Origin of the sequence: Xenorhabdus thuongxuanensis (genome assembly GCF_001908095.1) — a bacterium.
GTDB classification, from domain to species: domain Bacteria; phylum Pseudomonadota; class Gammaproteobacteria; order Enterobacterales; family Enterobacteriaceae; genus Xenorhabdus; species Xenorhabdus thuongxuanensis.
On record NZ_MKGR01000050.1, the window covers coordinates 1 to 8,339 of the forward strand.

Sequence of the window (8,339 nt, forward strand, 5' to 3'; positions counted from 1 at the left end):
TTTCCTTATTTAAGTTACGTATATTAGCTTGAACATCTATATCGTAACGGAAAGGTGTTTTTCTTGGTATAACCCTTGAACTCCACCCGCATAGCGGGTGGTTTTATGTTTAAGAAGCTAACGCATCTTAAACTGGCTAAAGCCATAATCACCCACCCACCCACCGACTTGAGTCGGTGGGTGGGTGATTAACGAACTGAAAGCCCGGATACGCATCGGCTGAACGATGCGCCAAATAAGTCTTTATCATCTTTTCTACTGACCTAAACCTACCGTAGCACAAAAATAACCTCTGCCCCAAAAATACTGACTCCAGTAGCGCTAATGTCAGGGGACTACTCACCAGTATGTGAACATGAGCTTGGTTCACTTGCACCTCTCGTGCAACACTGTATCGCAGCTAAAGCTAACCGACTAAAGTCGGTTTTAACCTTTCATATGGAAAAATAAATATTTATACACTTTTAAAATTAAAATTATGAAATCCGCTTTAGTAATTAGCATGTTAAATATTAAGAAAACTAAATTAGTTAGTAAGCATCAGGCCCAACCCACAAAGATTTAATATGATTATTGGTGTCACATTGAATAAAAACTTTTTGTCCACTAGATGCAGCATAAATTGCCGTTGCAAGCATGGCTTTCCCTGCTGGGGTATCAACTTGTTCAGCCCCCCAATACCAAGCCTGAGCACCTTTTTCATTTTTAATGCTATAAGTTACCTTGTTTGTATTACCTTCATATCCTACAGATAAAGAAACAAGATAACCCGTATTGAGATTGCAGTTTGTTGCAACAGCCGTATTTATTGGGTCAACTATATTTAATTTAGGTTGTGTATTATTTGTAGTATCTTTAGGTGTAGCAACCGCTACATTGCTAATTATACTCAAAAATAAAGCAAGTATAGAAAATGTTTTCATCTTATTTAACCTCTTTTTTAACGTATTTATTCATATGTAGTATATTCAATTTTCCAACTGATTTTTTTGTCTTGATCAAGACAATTCCACCAGGACACATTAATACTATTACTAGTTTTTATGGTAAAAGCACGATCTAAGTTTGGTTTTACTTCAAATGAGCTTGGGCCAGTATCATAATAACAACGAGAAGTAATATATGAAATTTTTGCAGTGCCTCTGCCTTTATTTTCAAACTTCATATTATCGGTTGATTCTACGATGGTCGAATGGTGAGTTACATTAACTTTTTCTGTGTTTTGAATACGCTCAATAGACTCTTGCTTATGATCTTTTTCATTATCATATATAATTACTTGAAATTTATTTTTTGTGGAATAGTCTCCAACAGAAGGAGAACACGCACTTTCACTTCCATCACAAATTAACTTAAGCTTAATCTGACAACCATCCTTACGAATAAAGGTACTATACCATGAACTGAAAACCCAAGTCTTTGTTGTGTTTAGTTCAATTTCGCATGTTTCAATCTTAGGCTTAGGGTCAGTTAGCAATATCTTGGTAATGGGAATTAAACTTTCTGCCAGAGGGTAAACAATAGAATAACTAATGCATTGTGAATCCCCAAAATTTTTCTCTATATGCGACAATGGAGGAGAATGTCCACGCCCACAATTTTTCTTTCCCCCGTAATTATATGAAGCGGAATAACGATTGTTGACTGAGTCGTTTTCATTAAATGCGGCATAGCTTTGTACCGCTGAAGCAGACAATGTAAGGCTTAGAAGAAATATCGTCTGCGATCGTTTCAAAAAAAATTTCATGCATTTAATTTCCTATGATTTTTTTAAATATAATAATGGCTTGTTTGAAAATATTTTTTCATATTGACCTTTTATTTGATAATTAATTTTCATGGGATGATATTTAATCTGAGTTCTGGATAAGAAATTGACGAGAAGTCTGTTCCGGGAGAAAAACTTTGGTGAACACCGAAAACCGCTCCGGGGAGGAACAGGCTATAAATAACTTAGTTGAAATTTTCTGCGATGTCGACAATTTTTGTCGTTTTTTCATCCCCACTGGACGCAGTTTTTAGAACACGTTCTTGTATGCGGAAATGACAACGCCGACCAGAGCGTGTGAAAAATTATTTCAAATCACAGTTTATTAAATATGCAGCACAACAGATGTATTTTTCCACCGAGCTAATACTGGTTTTTACCAAACTGTTATAGCCAATATACAAAAAATTGTAACTATTATACTTCAGTTCCCTGTGTTCTACTTGCCTATATCTTCTAACTTTGTTTCCCCATATACCCAAAGATTTCAATAAGAGGTCACTATGTTAGGGTTAACTGCCCTTGAACTCGCAAGGATACAATTCGCCTTTACGGTTTCTTTTCACATTATCTTTCCTGCCATTACCATAGGTTTGGCGAGCTTTCTGGCGGTATTGGAAGGCTTATGGCTTAAAACACGTAATACGGACTACAAAACGTTATATCACTTCTGGTCAAAAATTTTCGCGGTTAATTTCGGTATGGGAGTTGTTTCTGGCTTGGTGATGGCTTATCAGTTCGGCACCAACTGGAGTTTCTATTCTGATTTTGCGGGTACTATTACTGGCCCGTTGTTGGTATATGAGGTGCTGACCGCATTCTTCCTTGAGGCTGGATTCCTTGGTGTCATGCTGTTTGGCTGGCATCGGGTCGGAGAAAAGCTACATTTTTTCTCAACCTGTATGGTGGCGCTCGGCACGATTATTTCTACATTCTGGATATTGGCCTCTAATAGCTGGATGCAAACACCACAAGGCCATGAAATTATAAATAATCAGGTTGTTCCTGTTGATTGGTTCGCGGTGATTTTCAATCCATCTTTCCCCTATCGCCTGCTGCATATGGGAACAGCGGCATTCCTGGCCTCAGCATTTTTCATTGCTGCTTCTGCTGCCTGGCATTTGCTGAAAGACAATAATTCATCCGCCATGCGGAAAATGCTGTCAATGGCGATGTGGATGATCCTGATTATTGCCCCATTACAAGCTGTGATTGGCGACATGCACGGACTGAATACGTTAAAACATCAACCGGCTAAAATCGCTGCTATGGAGGGTCATTGGGAAAATCATCCTGGTGAAGCCACCCCACTGATTCTATTTGGTATTCCCAATCAGGAAGCGGAAGAGACTCGTTATGCAGTCAAAATCCCCTATCTTGCCAGCCTGATTCTGACACACAGTCTAGATAAGCAAGTTCCGGCATTGAAAGAATTTGCCCCGGAAGATCGCCCAAATGCTTTTATGGTGTTTTGGTCATTCCGCATCATGGTGGGATTGGGAATTTTGATGATTTTTGCTGGCGTCTGGGGACTATGGTTGCGTCATAAAAAACGCCTGTATGAAAACCCGCTCTTTCTCCGCTTTATGCTTTTGATGGCACCTTCCGGCCTTATTGCAATTCTGGCGGGCTGGTTCACTACAGAAATTGGCCGTCAACCGTGGGTCGTCTACGGCTTGATGCGCACCAAAGATGCGGTTTCAGCACACGGTGAAATCCACATGAGCATCAGCCTACTTATTTTCTTTGTCGTCTATGCCGCCGTCTTCGGTGTTGGTTACGCCTATATGATGAAACTCATCCGTAAAGGCCTCCCACAAGTCCCAAATAAGGAGTCAGTAAATGGGCATTGATCTTCCTCTCATTTGGTTCCTGATCATCATATTTAGCACCATGATGTATATCGTGATGGATGGTTTTGATCTTGGAATCGGCATCTTATATCCAGCGATTAAAGAGCAATCCGATCGTGATCTGATGATGAATTCTGTTGCTCCTGTCTGGGATGGCAATGAAACTTGGTTGGTTCTGGGAGGCGCTGGATTATTTGGCGCGTTCCCACTGGCTTATGCGATAGTTTTAGATGCGCTGGCAATCCCATTGACCATTATGTTATTAGGTCTGATATTTCGTGGTGTTGCTTTTGAATTTCGTTTCAAGGCCATACCAAGGCACCAACACCTCTGGGATAGGGCATTTATGGCTGGTTCGATTCTCGCCACCTTTATGCAAGGTATCGTCGTTGGGGCAGTTATTGCAGGTTTTCCTGTCGAAAATCGTGTTTATATCGGCAGCCATTTTGATTGGTTGGCTCCTTTTCCTCTATTTTGTGGGATTGGACTTGTCATCGCTTATGCCTTATTGGGATGTGGTTGGCTAGTGATGAAAACAGAAGGCCATCTGCAACAACAGATGTATCGTGTTCTGCATCCCTTGACATTGCTGATGCTAGCAATTATTGCCATTATCAGTATTTGGACACCACTTGCTCACTCAACGATTGCCGAACGTTGGTTCAGCTTACCGAATCTATTTTTCTTCATGCCTGTACCATTATTGGTATTGTGGTCGAGCTGGCAGCTATTGAAGAAATCTAACCAGAACTCAGGCCATTACACCCCGTTTTTGGCAGCGCTGTTATTGATTTTCATGGGCTTTACTGGATTAGGGATCAGTATTTGGCCGAACATTATCCCTCCCTCTATTAGCTATGAAGAAGCTGCCTCCCCCCCTCAATCATTGGGTTTTATGCTGGTTGGTGCTCTGTTTATTATCCCGATAATTTTGACCTATACCTTTTGGAGTTATTATGTCTTCCGAGGAAAAATCACCCATGAACAAGGCTACCATTAAAACAGCATCACAACGCTCTTCACTCTGGAAGCGCTTAGGTTGGATGGTGGCAATTTGGTTTTGCAGCGTATTGGCCTTATACGCTGTATCCACGTTATTTCGTGCTCTAATGACAATGGCAGGAATGAAAATCAAATAATAACTAGCTTTTCTAATTACTAAGATGGTATCTGAACTAAGGTTTTGATCAGAGCAACAGCAGAACTGATTAAAACCTTTTCTGGCAAGTTAAATTTATAAGTAGGTTGTAAAACTTTTATACGCTATAAAAAATCATTTGAAGCATCCAGGAAAATATAACTGTAAAAATCACCAGTATAATATTCTATCTTGAGCCAAAAATATTAATTATTCATATTGGTTATTCAATAATACAGAAAAACCGTGATGCAATATATTGTTTTTGCTATTTTCACGGTTTTGGCCTGCTCAAGGCATTCCTTACTACTGAAAAATTCTAGGAGCTCCCTTTTAAGCTCATTAAAGGCCCATAAAAAAACCGACGCTAAGATCGTCACTTTTTATCAGTGGCATGATCTTAAGCGCCGGCCCCTAACCGAGAATGCAGTTTCAGTATCTGTCATTAGCATTCCTCGCATATTTCCGTTTTCTTTGATGTAATCTAACGGACCATGATGTCAGTATAATGACAGTTTTTTATTTATGACAAGCTCAAAGGTTAAATTTTACTGAAATATTGTTTGATTTTTATTAGCAATACATTAACAACTACTTTTTGCAATTACCTGCCAAGCGATATCCCGCTTTTTTGGCTTCTGATTCTGAGCGGAAGTAAATTGCGTTTTTATCTGCCACAATTTTATAGCCAGCACAGTGTGCAAAATGATAAATCTGGCTATTTTTATTCCCCTTAATTATCTCATTTTGCGCCGTTTTTGATGTCGTCCTTTGGGTTAATATCTGACTATTCCCTGTATGCAAATTACTTTGCTTTGGCGCACTGTTCTGTACCTCTCTTCCTTTTTTCGCCATCAATCCTTGCTGTGATATTAAACCTTGGCCTGAATTTTTATGTCCTAATTCCCACTTTTTACTGCCTGTCACAAACGGGTTATGGTGACCCATAATCTTGGCGATTCGGTTATCTCTTTCACGCTCCCAGACATCTACTGGATACTGGCGATCCCATGCCATCATCAATTGTTGTTGTTGGCGTGACATAACCAGATTATAACGGTCATGCATGTAGAAATAGACTCTGGCAACCATGCCTTTTACTCTATCACGTGGTTCAAACAAATGTGATTTAAAATCCACCTTACTACTACATGAACCATACATATTAGGTGTGTTTCTGGCGAGCATTCCGTAACCAAAATTACTGCGATCACCATTAACTTCACCGATTGATGGAGCCAGATTATGCATGTCTGATTCCATCATGCGAAATACAGGATCGGTTTCAACACAGTTTTTCCGTCCACCATTTTGCCAACATTGACGCTGATGCCCAAATACCCAAGCAGGCACCATATGTTCCCATTCAATACGTGCAGCCCTTGTTTGCTGCGATCTGACGTGATAACCACAAGAAGCCAAATCAACACGCCCACCGCTTTTGCCAACCCACTGCCAATCACACCCGCAATATAGTGTGCCTATGCCTGATTTTGTTTGTCCGTCATAAACATTTTTTCTTGATTCAACTTTAGCTTGTTCGAAGCTGGTCGGCGCACTCCATGCATGAAAAGAGAGGGTTAACCCAAAGACCAAAAAATAACGTGCCAACTGGCCAATTTTACTATTCAAAATCATACCTATTTACTTATTGTGCATAACATCCATCTACTATCCTGCCTGACAACACCATAAAATGACAAATATTATTCTTTGAATTCTCTTTAACGGTTAGGAAGGCATCAATACGTTATTTGAATTAATTGATAGTAATATGATTTAATCTATCAATTAACCTATTTTCTTAGCTCATCTAAGTAAAAACATTAAATTTATCAAACCATATAACTCTGAATAAATAATCACTTTACCGTAACCCAAATAATCCAATATTAGAAATATGGTATCGTTAATTAATGCCATTAAAAAATAACCGTGCTATGTTCAAGCACGGTTTTATCGATAATAATCAACTTTATCCAGATGCAGTTGGTTATCTAACAACCAAAACAGAGATATTGGCATACCCTACAATGCCCGACGCATTTGAACCCAATAAGTGAGTTGAGATATCAGGCCGACGAGAACCGACAATAATCAAATCTGCATTAATCTCACGCGCTGTAGATAGCACCTTATCCCGTGGAGAGCCAAAGGCAACAGAGAATGATACCCTACCTTTAGGTAAATCCATTCGTTCTACGACTTTTTTCAGTTCCTCTTCAGAATTCACTATTGCTTTTTTGGCAAAAGCACTCAATAAATCATAGTGGTAACTATAATTCACGGAAAATCGGGAGATATCTGGCACAGAGTGAAAAAGATGAACCTTTGCATTAGATATTTTTGCCAAATATTCAGCATGTTTGATTGCATTATCAGTCAATATATCTTCCGCAATATCAATTGGAACTAAAATCGTGTTATACATACATACCCCCCTGTAATCGGATATAACCGCTAGCTATTGCTCATCAGTTAAAGTCAATAAAATCAACAAACTATCACTAACAATAATTATCGTACTACTAATACAGATGTTTTTGAATATCTGACAACTCCAGCAGAGTTGGAACCCAACAGATGCGTCGTGATATTAGGTCGTCTTGAACCGATAACAATCAAATCAGCGCCAATTTCATCCGCTGTAGCAGTGATTTCGTCTCTTGGTGAACCAAATGCAATCGAATAGGAGATCTGACGATTTGGTAATTCAATGGAATCAACCAGCTTTTTCAAGTCTCGTTCTGCCTTGATAGTCGCCTTATCTTTAATTTCCATATAGCCTAGTGCATAAGCATTAATAATCGCTGATGAAATGGGTAATACATGTAAAAAATGTAATTTGGCCCCTGTTTCCCTGGCGATTTTAAGAGCGCAGTCAACGGCCTTGTCGGTTAGATCTTCTTCTGAAATATCTACTGGTACTAAAATAGTTTTGTACATATGCACGCTCCTACTTACCGAAATACCAAGTTATCCTGATTTCTTTTAGTATATTGAAATGCGGAAAACTTACTGTGAGTTATCTAACACCTAAAACATGTTAGCTCCTATTCAGATTCATGGATAGGGATTAGCCAGATAAACTCATAAACATCCCTGCAATTGTTGCGCTCATAAAAACCACAAAGAGCAAATGAGATAACAGCAATGGTTTTGGCATCCAGAACCGTTACAAGGATCGTTAACAAATAGTCCATACCATGAAAGTAAAATGGCACTCAGGGCTGAAAGGTGAAGTTGTGATTGCTAACCCTATTCCTGAACATTTGCTATGCCAGAAGAACGAATCAATAGTGCGATTATGCTTTATATCCCCACGGAGAAATGGTTTATTAATAATGTAGCTATGAAGTTAATGATGTCATTTCTTATAGCTCAACAGGAAGTTCATTTATTTTTAGCGGTTTAGTTGCCACTAAAATGAATAAGCAGAAAATGTTATTATATCGACTCAAAAATCGTCTTATTAATCCAAAATCAGAACCACCCGCATAGCGGGTGGTTTGCTCTAGCCCTATAAGGGCATGTTACCGACTGCGCCTAAATGACGCGGCTTTCTCTTCGTTCAAGCTAA

At 39.1% G+C, this 8,339-nt stretch carries 8 protein-coding genes and 1 pseudogene; 3 read left to right on the plus strand and 6 right to left on the minus strand.

Annotated elements, in window-relative coordinates; all coding sequences use genetic code 11:
- Window positions 1-148: 148 nt before the first annotated feature.
- The 3 genes and pseudogenes from Xentx_RS19720 to Xentx_RS17510 all read right to left on the minus strand — a co-directional run.
- Window positions 149-370: pseudogene (locus tag Xentx_RS19720) on the minus strand (transposase); the annotation flags it as partial.
- Window positions 371-530: 160 nt separating this feature from the next.
- The gene (locus Xentx_RS17505; protein WP_074021792.1) at window positions 531-923 is read right to left on the minus strand and encodes a hypothetical protein; all 393 of its coding nucleotides are present in this window, start codon (window positions 921-923) and stop codon (window positions 531-533) included.
- 26 nt (window positions 924-949) lie between these two features.
- Window positions 950-1,747, minus strand: coding sequence for a hypothetical protein (locus Xentx_RS17510; protein ID WP_074021793.1), 798 nt, complete (start codon window positions 1,745-1,747; stop codon window positions 950-952).
- Window positions 1,748-2,271: 524 nt separating this feature from the next.
- On the opposite strand from Xentx_RS17510, the gene Xentx_RS17515 reads away from it, so the two are divergent.
- The 3 genes from Xentx_RS17515 to Xentx_RS17525 are packed head-to-tail and all read left to right on the plus strand — an operon-like array spanning window position 2,272 to window position 4,760.
- The gene (locus tag Xentx_RS17515) at window positions 2,272-3,621 is read left to right on the plus strand and encodes a cytochrome ubiquinol oxidase subunit I (RefSeq protein ID WP_074021794.1); all 1,350 of its coding nucleotides are present in this window, start codon (window positions 2,272-2,274) and stop codon (window positions 3,619-3,621) included.
- Complete coding sequence (cydB, locus tag Xentx_RS17520) at window positions 3,611-4,621, plus strand: cytochrome d ubiquinol oxidase subunit II (RefSeq protein ID WP_074021795.1); 1,011 nt, start codon at window positions 3,611-3,613, stop codon at window positions 4,619-4,621. Before Xentx_RS17515 ends, cydB begins: the two co-directional genes overlap by 11 nt.
- Window positions 4,602-4,760 carry a DUF2474 domain-containing protein gene (locus Xentx_RS17525; RefSeq protein ID WP_074021796.1) on the plus strand — a complete coding sequence of 53 codons (159 nt, stop codon included), beginning with the start codon at window positions 4,602-4,604 and terminating at the stop codon, window positions 4,758-4,760. Before cydB ends, Xentx_RS17525 begins: the two co-directional genes overlap by 20 nt.
- A 590-nt stretch (window positions 4,761-5,350) precedes the next feature.
- On the opposite strand, the gene Xentx_RS17530 is transcribed toward Xentx_RS17525, so the two are convergent.
- From Xentx_RS17530 to Xentx_RS17540, 3 genes are all read right to left on the minus strand, one after another.
- Window positions 5,351-6,391: an endonuclease gene (locus tag Xentx_RS17530; RefSeq protein WP_074021799.1), complete on the minus strand. Its 1,041-nt coding sequence runs from the start codon at window positions 6,389-6,391 to the stop codon at window positions 5,351-5,353.
- A 361-nt stretch (window positions 6,392-6,752) separates the two neighbouring features.
- Window positions 6,753-7,190 carry a universal stress protein gene (locus Xentx_RS17535; RefSeq protein ID WP_074021797.1) on the minus strand — a complete coding sequence of 146 codons (438 nt, stop codon included), beginning with the start codon at window positions 7,188-7,190 and terminating at the stop codon, window positions 6,753-6,755.
- Between the two features lie 86 nt (window positions 7,191-7,276).
- Window positions 7,277-7,705: a universal stress protein gene (locus tag Xentx_RS17540; protein WP_074021798.1), complete on the minus strand. Its 429-nt coding sequence runs from the start codon at window positions 7,703-7,705 to the stop codon at window positions 7,277-7,279.
- Between the last annotated feature and the right edge of the window lie 634 nt (window positions 7,706-8,339).

Coding starts and splice junctions, on each gene's coding strand:
- Xentx_RS17540 (WP_074021798.1), bottom strand. CDS start 7,705: ATGTACAAAACTATTTTAGTACCAGTAGATATTTCAGAAGAAGATCTA.
- Xentx_RS17510 (WP_074021793.1), bottom strand. CDS start 1,747: ATGAAATTTTTTTTGAAACGATCGCAGACGATATTTCTTCTAAGCCTT.
- Xentx_RS17525 (WP_074021796.1), top strand. CDS start 4,602: ATGAACAAGGCTACCATTAAAACAGCATCACAACGCTCTTCACTCTGG.
- Xentx_RS17505 (WP_074021792.1), bottom strand. CDS start 923: ATGAAAACATTTTCTATACTTGCTTTATTTTTGAGTATAATTAGCAAT.
- Xentx_RS17535 (WP_074021797.1), bottom strand. CDS start 7,190: ATGTATAACACGATTTTAGTTCCAATTGATATTGCGGAAGATATATTG.
- cydB (WP_074021795.1), top strand. CDS start 3,611: ATGGGCATTGATCTTCCTCTCATTTGGTTCCTGATCATCATATTTAGC.
- Xentx_RS17515 (WP_074021794.1), top strand. CDS start 2,272: ATGTTAGGGTTAACTGCCCTTGAACTCGCAAGGATACAATTCGCCTTT.